Genomic DNA, 14,482 nt, shown 5'->3' with positions numbered 1-14,482 from the left:
CCGCTGGCCGGCAACCCATGATTGCTGGATGGCTTCATGAGAGTGCCGGCCAGCGGCCGGCACTAACGTTGGGTAGTTACATCCAGCCTGGCACCACGAACACCAGCCAGGCCAGCAACGGCCCCAGGGCCACCACCAGGCCGCTGTACACCAGGAAGCGGCGGAACAGGGTCTCGCGCTCTTCCTTCGCTGCCGAGGCCACCACCAGTGCGCCATTGGTCGAGAACGGGCTGACATCGACGATGGTGGATGACACCGCCAGCGCGCAGATCACGCCGGCGGCGCTGAGGTGGCCCTGCATCAGGAACGGCACCGCCAATGGAATCGTCGCGCCGAGTACCGCTGCCGACGAAGCGAATGCGGAGACGATGCCGCCGACATAGCAGACCAGCAGCGCTCCGAGCAGTGGGATGCCGATGTCGGAAACACCGTTGCCGATGAAGTCCACCGCGCCGGCATGTTCCAGCACGCCGATGTAGGTCACCACGCCGCAGATCAGCAGCACGGTGGACCAGCTGATGCCATCGACCGCACCCTTCTGGCTCTGTGGCGACAACAGCGCCAGCGCCACCGCCACGGTGATCGAGACCAAGCCGACGTTGAGGTTGTAGATCAGCGCGGCCACGCCCAGGCCGAGCAGGCCGATCAGGGTGAACAACCGCTCGCGGGTCAGGTTCACCGCATCCAGTGCCACCGGATCATTGCTGAGCGTGCCGCCGCCTGCCGCGACCAGCGCGCCATGACCTTCGATCGCGAACTGGCGCGACGACGCCTGCGGGCCACCGGCCATCGCCAGCTCGGCAGTGCCGAGCGTTCCTGCTGCGGTGATCGAGCCACGGCGCAGCAGGGCGATGCCACCAAAGGCGAAGAAGCAGATCGTCGCCATCATGAAGTTGAAGCCCAGACTGGTCAGGAACACCGCCATCTCGGTCACTTCCAGCCCGGCTTTCTGCACCACGCCATTGGTGATGCTGCCGTACACGCTGATCGGTGAGAAGCCGCCCGCCTGCGCACCATGGATGACCAGCAGGCCCATCATCAGTGGATTGATGTTGTACTGCTTGGCAAAGCGCAGCGCGACCGGGCCGATGATCGCGACCGCCGCCGGGCCCAGTGCACCGAACGCAGTGAGGACCGCGGTGATCACGAACATCACCCACGGAATGGCCACGATATGGCCGCGCACGGCTTTCACTGCCCAGTGCACCAGCAGGTCGATGGTGCCGTTCTTCTGCGCGATGGCGAACAGATAGGTAATGCCGACCAGGGTCAGGAACAGATCGCCGGGAAAGCCGGCCAGGACCTCCTTGCCGCCCATGTCGACCCACAGTCCGCCGATGATGAAGGCCAGCGCGAAGGCGACGGCACCCATGTTGATCGGCATCGCGGTGGCGACGATGAACATGATCACCAGACCGATGATCGTTGCGATTTGTGGACTCATGCGCCCTCCCAGACACGTGACTCACGTACAGCGCGGATGGAGACCCGCCATCCCGGGGTAAGGCGACGTACTGCGTGTTGCGTGATACGTACTGCTTGAACCCGTTACTGCAGCCGCTCCAGCGCGCTGCGGACCCAGGCCGCGGCGCCTTCAAGGCTCTGGAACTCTTCCACCGCGCGCACCTCGCAGCACGGATAGGCCGGCGCGACCATGCGCGCCAATGCGTTGCCCGGGCCCAGCTGCAGGAATACCCGCGCGCCACGCTCGAAGGCCTGGCGCATCACCTGCGTCCATTCGATGGTCTGCGCGAGCTGCGCCGACAGCGTGTGGACTGCCGTTGCGCGATCCCGCACCGGTCGCGCATCGATGCCGGCCAGCAGCGGCAGGCGTGGGGCCTGCAGTGGCGAGGCGTCGAGTGCGGCAGCGAACGGTGCGACCGCCGCTGCCAGCAACGGTGTGTGTGCAGGCACGTGCACCGGCAGTGGACGGATGTCCGCACCCTGCGGCCGCGCGGCATCGGCCAGCCGCTGCAATGAGGCGTGCGTGCCGCCCACGATGAAATGGTCCTGCCCGTTGGCGATGGCCACGTGCGCTCCGTGCAGATCGCACAGCGGCTGCAGTACATGGCGTTCCAGGCCAAGCACTGCCTGCAGGCCTGCATCGGCGGGGCTGGCACTGTCCATCAACAGCGCGCGCTGCGCAGCCAGGGCAAGGCAGGTGGCCGCATCGACGCCGCCGGCGATGGCATGTGCGGCCAGCTCGCCGATGCTGTAACCCGCGATCACCGTCGGCGTTGGCAATACCTCGCGCAGGCCCTGCCAATGCGCCAGGCTTGCTGCGCACAGCAGTGGTTGCGCCCGCACATTGTCGAAGCGGTCGTCGGCCGCCGCAGCGGCGAATACATCGCGGCCGAGCACCGTGCTGGCCACATCGAGGGTGTGGCGTGCGGCCGGAAGATCGCGCACGCGATCGAACATCGCCGCGTGCTGCGCGCCTTGGCCGGGGCAGAGCAGGGCCAGGCTCATGCCTGCTCCTGCTGCAGCAGGAACAGGCTGCAGGCCAACAGGTCTGCGCTGCCGCCCGGGCTCAGCCGGCGCATGACGAAGCCGTCACCGATGCGACGCAGATGTACCTGCCAGTCCGGCGCGAAGGTGCCGCCGGCGTCCAGGAAGGTGCGTGCCTGCCGCTGGGCCCAGCGCAGGCCGTCGGCGCCGCCACGGTGCAGCAGGTTGAGGTCATCCACGCACGCGATCAGCTGCATCAGGGTCTGGCACATCGCGGCCTCGCGCGGCAGGCCGCTGGCCAGTGCGTGGCGCAGGGCAGGCAGTGCCACTTCGCGCAGCAGCGGGTAGCCGGCGGCCGCTTGTTCGCGCACACCTTGCACGCCGTGCCGTGCACGCGCGCGCTGGCCAGGGCTATTCGCATCCAGAGGCGCGTCGGCGAGCTCGGGCGCCCAACGGCGCACTTCCTGGCAGACCTGCTCGGCTGCGGCGACACGGCCCGCGCGGCCCCAGCAGGCAGCGGACGCGGCCACCAGCAGGCCAAGGCTGAAGATCGCACCGCGATGGGTGTTGATGCCCGCAGTGGCGTGCAGCATCGATATCTCGGCGGCGATGCCATGCCGGCGCAGCGTCTGGAACGGCGCCGCGCCGGCACCGGCGTCGGCCACGGCGATGAAATAGTGGCGCAACGCGAACAGGCTGCGCAGGAAGGTGCCGGCATCCATGTCGTGGTGGCTGCCGCGATCGAACGGTGTAACCAGTCCCGGTTTGGGGGCAAGGGCCAGTTCGGCGTGCAGGCTGGCGATGGCAAGGCGCCCCAGGCGCGCGCTGTCCACCGCCGGGGTGGACCGGGCGACGCGCTTCACGACAGCGTTCATGCGACAACTCCAGTGGCGTTGAACAAGGCCTCGCGCAGTTCCAGAGCGGCACCATCAATGCGTTTGACCAGTACTTCGCGGCTGCGACCGGCGTATTCGCGCCAGTTCACCGCGCCACCATCCACCAGGCACAGTTCGCCATCCACGCGATGCCCATAGGCGCTTTCCCAGTGCTGCAGGCGTTCGACCAGCAGGTCGGCCTGGCGCGCGTCATCCACCTGCCACAGCAGGTCGATGTCCGAGCGCGGGTGCACATAGGGCAGTCCGGTGAGGTGCTGCCATGCGAAGGCGCCGAATACGCGGGCTGGTGCAAGCCGCAGCATTGCCTGCAACGCCGCCTGCCAATCCGCCGGAACGCCGCCGGCGAGAACGTGATCCAAGGCAGGGGGAGGCTGCAGCTGCTGGACGTCCTGCAGGGCCACGCGCAGCGCCAGCCGTTGCTTGCCTTCGCTTGGCGGTAGCGGTACCCCCAGGCGCAGCCGAGGGTCGGGGTCGTCCGCCGCACAGCGCGCCACCATGGCCGGCAGGCCCTGCGCGAACCACGCTGCCAGGCGTGGTTCCTGTGCAGTCACGTCAGCCCGCCAGTCGGCATCGGCCGACAGCCAGGCCAGCGTGTGGCGGGCGGGCCGCTCAGGCATCGCCGTGGGCCACCGCAGATGAAACCCCTGCCGCCAGGGCACGACCGCCGCGCTGTGCGCCGCGTGCGGCACGCAGGTCGCCTTCGGCGGGCGTGCGCAGCGCCTGCAGCAAGTGCTGGGCAAGATCCCCCTCCCACAGCGATTCCACCGCACCCATCGCCACGTAGTTCTCCACGCCCGGCGCGAACACCGGCGAGCTCTGGCTGAGTGCCTGCAGTTTCTCCAGCGGTTGTTTGGTCACCCGTGCCATCGCGCGCAGGTCCATCACCCGCACCTGTGCATCGGGCAGGGCGTGGATGTGGTCGGCCATCAGGCCGAATGAGAGGAAGCCGCCACTGACGGATTCACCATAGACCAGCGTGACAAGCCGCGCGCCACGTCGACGCGCGAGATCCAGCGTCTGTGCCAGATGCGCGAAACAGCCGTTGATGCCAAGCAGTTCGTCGCGCCGCGCCAGGCGCTGGCCAGCGGTGTCCACCAGCATCACGATCGGTCGCTGTGGAAGCGCGGCGGTGCTGGCAAGCACGGTTTCGGCCAGTGCCAATGCGTGGTCCACGCCGACTTCGAGTTTGTCGGCGGTACCGATCACGGTCACCTCGCCATCCTCGGTGGTGGCGCTACCGGTCAGCACCGAATCGTTCACCGCAATGGCATGCCCATGCGGGAACAGGGCATCGAGCAGGGTCTGCAGCGGCATGCTCATGGCAGGCTCCGGTCGGCGGTGGCGATAAGGAACGCATCGGTGTCGAGCAGCGGCAGTCGCTCGGGGGCAGTGATACCCAGCCGCGCCCAGATCTCCAGGCCATCGCGGCAATCGCCCCAGGCCTGCACGCGCGCCTTCAGTGCCGCATGGCGTTCCTGCAGCGCGGCCAGTGCAGTATCTGGATCGGTGCTGCTGGTATCGGGCTGCAGCGCATTGCTGGCAGCCTGCGCGAACGCCTCGATGGCATCGGGCACCAGCACCTGTGCCTGGTCGATCAGGTAGCGGTGCTTGCCTCCCGTTACGCGCCAGACCAGCGCGCGATCGCGGGAATCGAACTCTTCCACACCACGCACGGTCTCGATTACCTCCGGCCCAGACAGCGACAGCCGGCCCTCCTCGGACATGATCACGGTGCTGCAGCAGCGGGCGACGATGCCCATGCCGCCGAATGCACCGTTGCCGCTGCCGATCAGCGCGATCACCGGCACGCCCACGGCAAGCGCGTCCAGGGTGGCGCGCATGATCTCGGAAATGGCGATCAACCCCGCGTTGGCTTCGTGCAGGCGCACGCCGCCGGTATCGAGCAGCAGCAGCACACCGTCAGGTCGGGTTTCCGCTGCACGGTGCAGCAGCCCGGTCAACTTGGCGCCGTGCACCTCGCCCACGCCGCCGCCCATGAATTCACCCTGCTGTGCAGCCAGCAGCACGCGTCGGCCGCGCAGTGTGGCTTCGCCGACAACGATGCCGTCGTCGAACGCCGCGGGCTGGTCGAGCTGTGCCAGGTGCGGGCTCATCATCCGCCGCGCCGGGCCGAGGAATTCACGGAACGAGCCGGCGTCGGCCAGGCCGGCGATGCGCTCGCGTGCATCGGCTTCGTAGTAACTGTGGCGCTGCGTCCGGCTCATCGTGCATCTCCAGCGAGCAGGGTTTCCACTGCCTGGTCCAGGCGCAGGCTGACCACCGCCGGGGTCGCACCGGCATCGTTGATCGAGACGCGTACATCGCGCAGCGGATGGCGCTGTGCGAAATCACCGATCACCGCCTCCCAGACGCGGCCAAAGCCCTGCGCGGCGGTGATGATGCGCACCGTCATCGCGCCGTCCAGTGCGGCCGGTTCCAGCAGGATTTCCAGGTTGCCCGAGGCCAGTACGCCGACCAGCACTGCATCGCGCGGAAACTGCACCGCCGTGTGTCCTTCGAATCGATAGTCGAGGGTTTCCATGCTCAGCCCCTTACCAGTTGCGGAAGCGCTTGGGCGGGTCGTACAGGCCGCCGGACCAGCGCACCAGGTCCTTCACCGAACGCGCCGCAAGCAGGTCACGGCTGGCATCGCGCACGGAGATGCCGAGGTCATCGGGACGGCGGATCACGCCGCGGTCGCGCAGGTTCTCCACCATCGCGCGGTCGCGCCCCATGCCCACGGCGGTATAGCCGGACACGCCGCGGATCGCCTGTTCGCGCTCTTCAGGGGTGCGGCACAGCAGCAGGTTGGCGATGCCTTCTTCGGTCAGTACATGGCTGACGTCGTCGCCATAGATCATCACCGGTGGCAGCGGCATGTCCGCGCGCTCGGCCAGCTCCCAGGCGTCCAGCCGATCGACGAAGGCCGGTGCCATGTGTTCGCGGAAGGTTTCCACCATCTGCACCACCAACTTGCGGCCACGCGGCATCTCACCGGGGCGTGCGGCCTGCTGGCCGGCCTTGACCCAGGCCTCGCTGGCATGGCGGCGGCCACGTGCATCGGAGCCCATGTTCGGTGCGCCACCGAAGCCGGCGATGCGGTCGCGCGTGGCGGTGGAGCTGTTGCCCTGCAGGTCGATCTGCAGGGTGGAACCGATGAACATGTCGCAGGCATACAGGCCGGCGGTCTGCGAGAACGCGCGGTTGGAGCGCATCGAGCCATCAGCGCCGGTGAAGAACACATCGCTGCGTGCGGCGATGTACTTCTCCATGCCCAGTTCGGAACCGAACGAATGCACCGATTTGACGAAGCCCGATTCGATCGCCGGAATCAGTGCGGGGTGTGGATTGAGCGCCCAGTGCTGGCAGATCTTTCCCTTCAGCCCGAGCGATTCGGCGTAGGTCGGCAGCAGCAGCTCGATGGCCGCGGTGTCGAAGCCGATGCCATGGTTGAGGCGGTTCACGCCGTACTCGGCGTAGATGCCCTTGATCGCCATCATCGCCATCAGCACCTGGATCTCGGAGATCTGCGCCGGGTCGCGGGTGAACAGCGGCTCGATGTGGTTCGGCTTCGGCGCCTGCACCACGAAGTTGACCCAGTCAGCAGGGATGTCGACGCGGGGGAGGGTGTCGACGATCTCGTTGACCTGGGCGATGACGATGCCGCCACCGAACGCGGTGGCCTCGACGATGACCGGGGTGTCTTCGGTGTTCGGGCCGGTGTAGAGATTGCCGTGGCGATCGGCGGCCTGCGCGGCGACCAGCGCCACGCGTGGGGTCAGGTCGATGAAGTAGCGGCCGAACAGTTCGAGGTAGGTGTGGATGGCACCGATCTGGATGCGCCCTTCGGCCACCAGATTGGCCAGCCGCACCGATTGCGGGCCGGAGAACGAGAAGTCCAGCTTCGAGGCGATGCCGCGTTCGAACACATCCAGGTGCGAGGGCAGCGACAGCACCGACTGCACCATGTGCAGGTCATGCACCCGCGCGGGATCGAGGTCAGCCAGGCACTGGGCGAGGAAGTCGGCCTGCTTCTGGTTGTTGCCTTCCAGGCAGACCTTGTCGCCCGGCTCCAGCAGTGCGTGCAGCAGCTCGCCCACGTCGGTGGCGGCGACCTCACGTCCCCGGGCCCACGGCGCGGCACGTTCCAGGCGGGCCTGGCGGCTGCGTTCCAACGTATCCCAGCTCGGGTTCATCGACCGGCTTCCGATTGGTGTCGATGTAATTACGGCATAATTATGATGGGCGTGCAACCCGCGGTGCAGCAAATGAAAGGGCCCGCACAGAGGCGGGCCCATTCAGATTGAAATGGAGGATGACCGCATCGATCGGGGTAGTGCCGGCCGCTGGCCGGCTCCGCGTCATCGATGCATCGCTTGGAGCCGGCCAGCGGCCGGCACTACCGTTTCTGGTGGCTCAGAACTTCCAGCGCAGGCTGGCCGACACGAAGCGCGGTTCGCCGTAGTTGTTGTAGTCCAGATTCGCCCAGTAGGTCTTGTCCAGTGCGTTGCGCACGCTCAGGGTTGCCGTCCAGTTGTCGCTGATGCGGTAGTTGGCGTTGAACTGGACCAGCATGTAGGCCGGCTGGTTCACCGTCACCGTGCCGCCCAGCGGGTAGGCGATGTTGTAGCCCTGCACCTTGCTCTGCCACTGCACGCCACCGCCAACGCTCAGGCGTTCCAGCGCACCGCGCAGCTGCAGCTGGGTGTTGAGCTGCAACAGATCCTCCGGCGGATTGGCGTACAGCAGATCGGTGGCGGCGCGGGTGACCTTGACGTGGGTATAGCCGGCATTGACCGTCCAGCCCGGCAGGATCTCGCCATTGACGTCCATCTCCCAACCGCGCGCCTTGGTGCCGTTGACGCCGATGTAGGCGGAGGTGCCATCGCTCAGCGAACCCTCCGGCACGCCCATGTCACGCACCGCGTAGTTGTCCTGCTTGGCTTCGAACACGGCGGCATTGGCGGTCAGGCGGCCATCGAACCACTGCGTCTTGATGCCCGCTTCCAGGTTCGAGCCCTGTACTGGCGCCAGCAGGTTCTCGTTGCGGTCCTTGAAGTTCTGCGGGTTGAAGATCTCGGTGTAGCTGGCGTACGCCGAGACGTTCGGCGTGATGTCGTAGACCAGGCCCACGTACGGGGTGACTTCATCACTCACCTTGTATGCGCCGCTGGTGCCGGTGTAGGCGCCTGCGGCGTTGTAGGAGCGGCTGAGGGTTTCCCAGCGGCTCAGGCGTGCGCCGGCAATCAGCGACAGCGGATCGGCCAGGCGCAGGCGGGTGGCCAGGTAGATGCCACTCTGCGTGGTCTTGGCCACGCGGCGCGCGCCGGTACGGCGGTAGGTGACCTCGGAGATATCGCCGTTCCAGCTGTACACGTTGGGAATGTAGTAGCAGCGTTCGCGTGCACCCGTGGCGCTGACACACGTTGCCCAGTCGGCCGGGAAGTTCAGTGCCAGGGTATTCGTCGTGCCTTCCAGGTCCGACCACTGGGCCCCCACAGTGAGGTCGTGCTCATGGCCGAACAGGTCGAAGCTTCCGGTCAGGTAGGCATCGACGTTGCGCCGGGTGTCCTTCGAATCACCGGCGGCCGCACGCAGGAAGATGCCCGAGCCGGTCACCGGGTCCGGCTCGCCAGTGCCGTACAGGCGCAAATTCTGCACGTTGCCGCGGGTGTAGGCGGTGTTGATCTTCAGCAGCCAGTTGTCGCCGAAGCGCTGTTCCAGGTTGGCGAAGGCAGTGTTGCTCTCGCGCTTCCAGTAGCTCCACTTCGGCGACAGGTTGGTAGAGCGCGGCAGGTGCGCGAAATTGCCCTGGTTGTCGAAGAACGGCACGGTGCCCCAGGTCGAGCCGGTCGGATTGTTGTCCTGGCTCTGGTAACCGAGGGTGATCGTGGTGCTGTCGGTGACGTCGCCTTCCAGCACCGCCATGCCGGCCATCTTGTTCTCATCGTAGCGGTCGTAGTACAGGCCACGATCGGTATAGGCGGCGACCACGCGGCTGCGGAAGCGGCCGTCGGCGGTCAACGGTGCGGTCAGGTCCGCCTCCATGCGTCGATAGTCCCAGCTGCCGGCGCTGATCGCGAACGAGGCATCGAACTCCTTGCCCGGCCGCTTGCGCAGCAGGTTGACGGTGGCCGACGGCACGCCGGCGCCGCTGAGCAGGCCGTTGGCACCGCGGATCACTTCGATGCGGTCGTAGAAAGCGGTGTCGTATTCCTGGTTGGTGGAACCGCTGTAGGTGGGAATGCCATCGACCTGGAAATCGGTGATGGCGAAACCGCGCGCGTAGTACAGCGGGCGCTGGGTGTCATAGAAGGAGACGCTGACGCCGGTGACGTTGCGCATCACATCGTTGATGCTGAACAGCGATTCGTCCTGCAGGCGCTTCAGGCTGATCGCGGTGGCCGACTGCGGGGTTTCCTGCAGGGTGATCGGCAGGCGGGTGGTGCTGGATGGCGGAGCGGACTGCTCGGCACGGACGCTGACCCGGTCCAGGGTCTTGGCATCGGATGCATCGACGGCGGCCTCGGCGAACGCCGGAGACGCGACCAGCGCGAGCGAAGAGAGCAGGGCAGCCGGCAGCAGCGCACGGCGGGGCAGGCGGTTACGGAACGTCAGGGACATGGTGGGTTCGAAGCTCGGAGACGGGAAGGGGGCGGCAACAGTCGTCCAGCACCCGGGGCGGCGGCTTCGGGCACATCAGGTCCATCTGGGAGGGGCGCGGTCACTGCGCAGGGCGCAAATGTAAGTAATTCTTAATAACATTACAATTCGCGTCATTGTGCATAGGATTCCCGGCGCCGGGCATCGCTTTCTGCAGCAGGGAGCGGCCCAAACGCGAACGGCCACCCGAAGGTGGCCGTCCGTGTCTGCTGCAGGGAATCTGCCAGGCTTACAGCGCCTGCAGTTCCTCGTTGGCGTTGCGCTTTTCCTTGGCTGGTGTCGGAACGGCTGCCGGCACTACCGCCGGGGCCGGAGCCGCCGCATTGGAGTCCAACGGCACCTCCAGGTACGGCAGGCGCAGGGTCTGACTGGTCAGCGTGCGGATCTCGTTGACCAGCGCGGCGTTGTCGTTGAGCTTGCGCCCGTACGACGGCACGATCTCGCGCAGGCGGGTTTCCCAGCCGGCCTTCATCTGGTCCGGGAAGGCCTTGGCCATCAGGTCCAGCATGATCGGCGGCGAGGTCGATGCACCCGGCGAGGCACCGAGCAGGGCGGCGATGGTGTGGTCCTTGTCGGTCACGATCTCGGTACCGAACTGCAGCACCGGGCCCTTCAGCGGATCACGCTTGATGATCTGCACGCGCTGGCCGGCAGTGACCAGCTTCCAGTCGCCCGGCTTGGCATTGGGGAAGTACTTGACCAGTTCGGCTTGGCGATCGGCATCGTTCAGGCGTGCCTGGGCCATCAGGTACTGCACCAGGTCCAGGTTGTCCTTGCCCACTTCCAGCATCGGGCCAACGTTGTTGTGGGTGACCGAGGAGTACAGGTCCCACCACGAGCCGTGCTTGAGGAACTTGGTGCTGTACAGCGCGAACGGCCCGAACAGGACCACCGGCTTGCCGTCCAGCTTGCGCGCATCCAGGTGCGGCACCGACATCGGCGGCGAACCGGTTTCGGCCATGCCGTAGGCCTTCACACCGTGGCGCGAGGTCACGTCCTGGCCCTGGAAGGCGAGGAACTGGCCACCGACCGGGAAGCCGGCGTAGTCCTTCGATTCCGGAATGCCGGACATCTGCAGCAGCTTCAGCGCGGCGCCACCGGCACCGATGAACACGAAGCGGGCGTGGGTGGTGGACTCGGTTCCGGCCTTGAGGTCCTTCACCGTCACGTTCCAGCTCTTGTCAGCGTTCTGCCGCAGCGCGCTCACTTCGTGATTCAGGTGCAGGCTGAAGTTCGGGCTGCGCTGCAGGCCGGTGGTCAGCTGGCGGGTGATCACACCGAAGTTGACGTCGGTGCCCAGCGGCATCCAGGTCGCGGCGACCTTCTGCTTCGGGTCACGGCCTTCCATCAGCAGCGGTGCCCACTGCTTGATCTGTGCCGGATCCTCGGAGTACTGCATGCCGTAGAACAGCGGATTCTTCACCAGGGCCTGCTGGCGCTTGTGCAGGTAGGCGATGTTGTCATCGCCCCAGACGAAGCTCATGTGCGGGGTCGGGTTGATGAAGTCGCTGGGCTGGCTCAGGCGGCCTTCCTTCACCTGGTGCGACCAGAACTGGCGCGAGACCTCGAACGATTCGGCGATGCCGACCGCGCGCTTGGTCTCGATGCTGCCGTCGGGCAGTTCGGGGGTGTAGTTCAGTTCGGCGAAGGCCGAGTGGCCCGTGCCGGCGTTGTTCCAGCCGTCGGAGCTTTCACCGGCGACGCCGTCGAGGCGTTCGTAGACCTGGATGTTCCAGTCCGGCTGCAGTTCCTGCAGGTAGGTGGCCAGGGTGATGCTCATGATGCCGGCGCCGACCAGTACCACGTCGACGGGCTTGTCGTTGCTGGCGGCGGGCACCGAGCGCTGGGTCAGCGGCCAGTACAGGAACAGCGCGGCGGCCAGCAACAGCAGCACGAGCAGGGCGAGCAGGGCCTTGCCAAATTTCTTCATGGGGGCGGGATCGTTGGCGGAGGGGAAGGGGTCAGGATGCGCGTGGGGCAGGGAAAGGGCGTGAAGAAACAACGCCTTGCGCCATCCATCCGCGATTCTAACCGGATCCGGTCCGTTTTTGATGCAACGCAGCATCCGACGTTTCGCGGCCCCGTCACGTGAGCGGCGGGCCCAGCCTGGCGATCGTAGCCCCAGTAGCGCCAGGCCATGCCTGGCGACGCCTTCAATCAGACCAGCTCCAGAATCTCGTCACCGGCCTCATCGATCTCACCGGTCGGGCGCCAGCCCAGGCGCCGGTAGAAGCCATGCGAGCGCGAACGCGGGTAGGCCGAGCAGGCCAGGAACAGCCGGGTATGGCCAACATCGCGGGTCAGGCTCACCACCTCCTGCAGCAGCTGGCGGCCGATGCCACGGCCCTCGTACTCCGGCAGCAGGGCCAGCACCAGCACCTCGCCGCTGTCGCGGTCGGCGAAGCAGTAGCCGGCCATGCGTTCGCCTTCCCAGGCAACGCGGCCGATCGAATCGCCCTGGGCGATGCCGGCCGCCCAGCTTTCCGGCGTGATGCCCAGCTCCGCCAACTGCGCGGCACTGAAGGCGTTCTCGCGGGTGCGCCCGCGCAGGTCGATGCAGGCGGCGGCATCTTCGGGGCGCGCATCGCGGACGAATACAGGCATGCAGGGCATCCTTGCAGTGATCGGCCGACCAGTATCCGCATCACGCATGGACCCGGTGTGGAGACTTCGTGGAGATTGGATGGAGCAAAAAGGGGACGGAGGGGATTAAGTCGTCTTTGCCCAGAATGTCGTATGGGCCTTAAACGACTTAATCCCCTCCGTCCCCTTTTTTGCAGGGCTGCCTCAGCGCTTGCGCCGCACCAGCGCTGAGGAGGCGTCCAGCACCGCGCGGGTCAGCAGGGCCATGGTCTGGACGTCACCCTTCCAGTGCTGCCAGTACAGCGGCACGTCTTCCCACGCGCGCTGGCGTACGTAGACCAGGCGGCCGGCGTCCAGGTGCCGCTTGACCAGGGGCAGCGGGTTCATGGTCCAGCCCATGCCGCCCAGGTTGGCCTGCACAAAGGCGCGGGTGGAGGGAATCCACCAGGTCGGTGCGGTGCTGGGCAGGTCGTCGCCGGCCATGCGCCGGGCAAAGCGCGACTGCATTTCGTCCTTGCGGTTGAACACCAGCACCGGCGCCTGCGCCAGCGCCTGCGCGGTCACGCCCTTGGCAAAATGGCGTTCGCGGAATTCGGGGGTACAGGTGGCGGCGTAACGGATGCTGCCCAGCGCGTGGATCTGGCAGCCCTGCACCGGCTCGTCCAGCGTGGTCACCGCACCCAGCACCGTGCCCTGGCGCAGCAGTTCGACGGTGTGGTCCTGGTCCTCCACGCGCAGGTCCAGGGTGGTGCCGGTGCGCTGTGCGAACTGCGAGGCGGCCTGCGGGAACCAGGTTTCCAGGCTATCGTGGTTCACCGCCACCGGGATGCTGGCCTGCGGCAGGTCTTCGTCAGCCAGGCCCATCCGGTGCAGGGCGTCGTGCTCGAGCAGGGCGGTCTGCTCGGCCAGCTGCACCAGCACCTGGCCCTCGGCGGTGGCGGTGGCCGGGGTGCCGCGCTTGACCAGCAGGCGACCGACCCGATCCTCCAGTGCCTTGACCCGCTGCGAGATGGCCGAGGGCGTGACATTCAGCGACTGCGCGGCGCGGTCGAAGCTGCCTTCGCGGATCACTGCGGCGAGGGCGCGCAGCTGGGCATGGTCGATACGCATCGAATTAAGTTCCGCTAATGTTGGTTTAGGAAGTTTAGCTCGTCTTTTTCATGTTGCGGCGCGACAATGGCGCCCGTTCCGGTGCTGTCCGCCTTCGCGAGGCACCGTCCCCCCAAGCAAGCAAAGGCAGTGAATCCCATGTTCTCGGTCATCTCCGCCAGCACCGGCCTCGGTGCCTGGTTCTCTGGTGCAGCTACCGGCATCGGCCTGTTCGCCGTGGTCGGGGCCCAGAGCGCCTTCATTCTGCGCCAGGGCATCCTGCGCAAGCACATCGTGCCGGTGGTTGCCACCTGTGCGGCCATCGATGCGATCTTCATCTTTGCCAGCGTGGCTGGCCTGCGCACGCTCACTTCGGCGCTGCCGTGGCTGACCACCGCCGTGCTGTGGACGGGCGTGGCGTTCCTGGCCTGGTACGCCATGAAGTCGGCACGCCGTGCGATTGCCGGTGGCGGCGGCATGGGCGAGGCTGACAGCGACGACGGCAGCCGCCGCGCGGTGCTGATGGCCGCGGTCGGCTTCTCGCTGATCAACCCGCACTTCTGGCTGGACATGATGGTTATCGGCTCGATCGCCGAGAACTTCGGCAACGCCCGCATGGCCTTCGCCGCCGGTGTGGTGACTGCCAGCTGCCTGTGGCTGACCGCGCAGGGCCTGGGCGCACGCCTGCTGGCGCCGCTGTTCACCAAGCCCAGTACCTGGCGCGTGCTCGACGGCACCATCGCCGTGATCCTCAGCATCCTGGCCCTTACGTTGGCGGTGCGCGGGGTCCACTGACCCGGCGC

At 66.8% G+C, this 14,482-nt stretch carries 13 protein-coding genes; 1 reads left to right on the top strand and 12 read right to left on the bottom strand.

The features are described 5' to 3' along the window. Positions 1-76: 76 nt before the first annotated feature. The 12 genes from R1L06_RS09070 to R1L06_RS09015 all read right to left on the bottom strand — a co-directional run bounded on the left by R1L06_RS09070 (position 77) and on the right by R1L06_RS09015 (position 13,700). Complete coding sequence (locus R1L06_RS09070; RefSeq protein ID WP_107433622.1) at positions 77-1,444, bottom strand: SLC13 family permease; 1,368 nt, start codon at positions 1,442-1,444, stop codon at positions 77-79. 104 nt (positions 1,445-1,548) lie between these two features. After that, positions 1,549-2,469 carry a malonate decarboxylase subunit epsilon gene (mdcH, locus tag R1L06_RS09065; protein ID WP_317217505.1) on the bottom strand — a complete coding sequence of 307 codons (921 nt, stop codon included), beginning with the start codon at positions 2,467-2,469 and terminating at the stop codon, positions 1,549-1,551. Next, a complete protein-coding gene (gene mdcB / locus R1L06_RS09060) occupies positions 2,466-3,323 on the bottom strand; it encodes a triphosphoribosyl-dephospho-CoA synthase MdcB (protein WP_317217504.1) in 858 nt (285 codons plus the stop codon). Before mdcB ends, mdcH begins: the two co-directional genes overlap by 4 nt. Then, positions 3,320-3,961, bottom strand: coding sequence for a malonate decarboxylase holo-[acyl-carrier-protein] synthase (gene mdcG, locus R1L06_RS09055; protein WP_032127618.1), 642 nt, complete (start codon positions 3,959-3,961; stop codon positions 3,320-3,322). The genes mdcB and mdcG overlap by 4 nt, the downstream gene beginning before the upstream one ends. Then, positions 3,954-4,658, bottom strand: coding sequence for a biotin-independent malonate decarboxylase subunit gamma (gene mdcE / locus R1L06_RS09050; RefSeq protein ID WP_180837939.1), 705 nt, complete (start codon positions 4,656-4,658; stop codon positions 3,954-3,956). The genes mdcG and mdcE overlap by 8 nt, the downstream gene beginning before the upstream one ends. Positions 4,659-4,660: 2 nt before the next feature. After that, positions 4,661-5,569 (bottom strand): biotin-independent malonate decarboxylase subunit beta, encoded by a 909-nt coding sequence (locus R1L06_RS09045; protein WP_317217503.1) that lies wholly within the window; start codon positions 5,567-5,569, stop codon positions 4,661-4,663. After that, complete coding sequence (gene mdcC, locus R1L06_RS09040) at positions 5,566-5,886, bottom strand: malonate decarboxylase acyl carrier protein (RefSeq protein WP_317217502.1); 321 nt, start codon at positions 5,884-5,886, stop codon at positions 5,566-5,568. The genes R1L06_RS09045 and mdcC overlap by 4 nt, the downstream gene beginning before the upstream one ends. 10 nt (positions 5,887-5,896) lie before the next feature. Continuing rightward, entirely contained in the window at positions 5,897-7,540 is a 1,644-nt protein-coding gene (mdcA, locus tag R1L06_RS09035) for a malonate decarboxylase subunit alpha (protein WP_032127615.1), read from the bottom strand. A 220-nt stretch (positions 7,541-7,760) separates the two neighbouring features. Continuing rightward, on the bottom strand, positions 7,761-9,968 hold the full coding sequence (locus tag R1L06_RS09030) for a TonB-dependent siderophore receptor (protein WP_317217501.1): 2,208 nt from the start codon (positions 9,966-9,968) through the stop codon (positions 7,761-7,763). Positions 9,969-10,236: 268 nt separating this feature from the next. Beyond that, positions 10,237-11,937, bottom strand: a complete 1,701-nt coding sequence (gene mqo, locus R1L06_RS09025; RefSeq protein WP_317217500.1) for a malate dehydrogenase (quinone) — start codon at positions 11,935-11,937, stop codon at positions 10,237-10,239. Positions 11,938-12,164: 227 nt separating this feature from the next. Continuing rightward, a complete protein-coding gene (locus R1L06_RS09020; protein ID WP_317217499.1) occupies positions 12,165-12,611 on the bottom strand; it encodes a GNAT family N-acetyltransferase in 447 nt (148 codons plus the stop codon). A gap of 183 nt (positions 12,612-12,794) precedes the next feature. Further along, positions 12,795-13,700 carry a LysR family transcriptional regulator ArgP gene (locus tag R1L06_RS09015; protein ID WP_121503930.1) on the bottom strand — a complete coding sequence of 302 codons (906 nt, stop codon included), beginning with the start codon at positions 13,698-13,700 and terminating at the stop codon, positions 12,795-12,797. 138 nt (positions 13,701-13,838) lie between these two features. Between R1L06_RS09015 and R1L06_RS09010 the strand changes: the two genes are divergently transcribed. Further along, positions 13,839-14,474, top strand: a complete 636-nt coding sequence (locus tag R1L06_RS09010; RefSeq protein WP_005408523.1) for a LysE/ArgO family amino acid transporter — start codon at positions 13,839-13,841, stop codon at positions 14,472-14,474. The last annotated feature ends 8 nt before the right edge of the window (positions 14,475-14,482 follow it).

Source organism: Stenotrophomonas mexicanensis (assembly GCF_032911605.1).
GTDB lineage: Bacteria > Pseudomonadota > Gammaproteobacteria > Xanthomonadales > Xanthomonadaceae > Stenotrophomonas > Stenotrophomonas maltophilia_A.
This window is presented reverse-complemented; position numbering and strand designations above follow the sequence as displayed.